Source organism: Vibrio sp. 1401 (assembly GCF_033340295.1).
In genome coordinates this window covers 1-595 of sequence record NZ_JAWOWF010000578.1, presented here as the reverse complement: position 1 = coordinate 595, position 595 = coordinate 1, and the positions used below count along the sequence as shown (strand labels likewise).

The following is a 595-nucleotide window of genomic DNA, read 5'->3' as shown; positions in this document are numbered from 1 at the left end:
GATGACGATAAAGCCGAAGAAATGTTGAAAAAAGCGTTAGAGATCAATCCAAAAGGCATCGATCCGAACTATTTTTATGGAGACTTCCTTGCAGAAGAAGGTCGAGACAAAGAAGCGAAAGTGTATTTGACTCGCGCAATGCAGGCGTCACCTCGCCCTGACCGACCTTTGGCGGATAAAGGCCGAAAACTGGAAATTGAAGCGACTCTTGGGAGATTGAAATAATCTATGCGCTTATTACTCGTAGAAGATGACAAACTACTCGGTCAATCCATGGTGACTTCATTAAGTCGCCATGGGTACACCGTGGATTGGGTAGAAAAAGGGTCTGGCGTGACTAGCGCACTCAAAACAGAAGCGTTCACTGCCGTAATTTTGGATCTCACTCTACCCGATATCGATGGATTGGAAGTTCTGCGTAATATTCGCAAAGGCGGATTTAAGCTCCCAGTGATGATACTTACCGCACGAGACGACATTCGCGATCGCGTTCAAGGCCTTGATGGCGGCGCAGATGATTACCTCGGAAAACCGTTTGCACTCGAAGAGTTGCTCGCTCGCTTGCGTGTGTTGATTCGCCGTCAATCCGGCAGTG

General features: G+C 47.9%; 2 protein-coding genes. Both read left to right on the top strand.

Features of this window, described 5'->3' with window-relative positions; translation table 11 throughout:
• On the top strand, positions 1-225 hold a 225-nt coding region (locus R7Z77_RS26935), incomplete at its 5' end, for a tetratricopeptide repeat protein (RefSeq protein WP_411913222.1).
• A 3-nt stretch (positions 226-228) separates the two neighbouring features.
• Positions 229-595, top strand: a 367-nt coding sequence (locus R7Z77_RS26930) for a response regulator (protein WP_318137249.1), incomplete at its 3' end; no start/stop codon positions are given.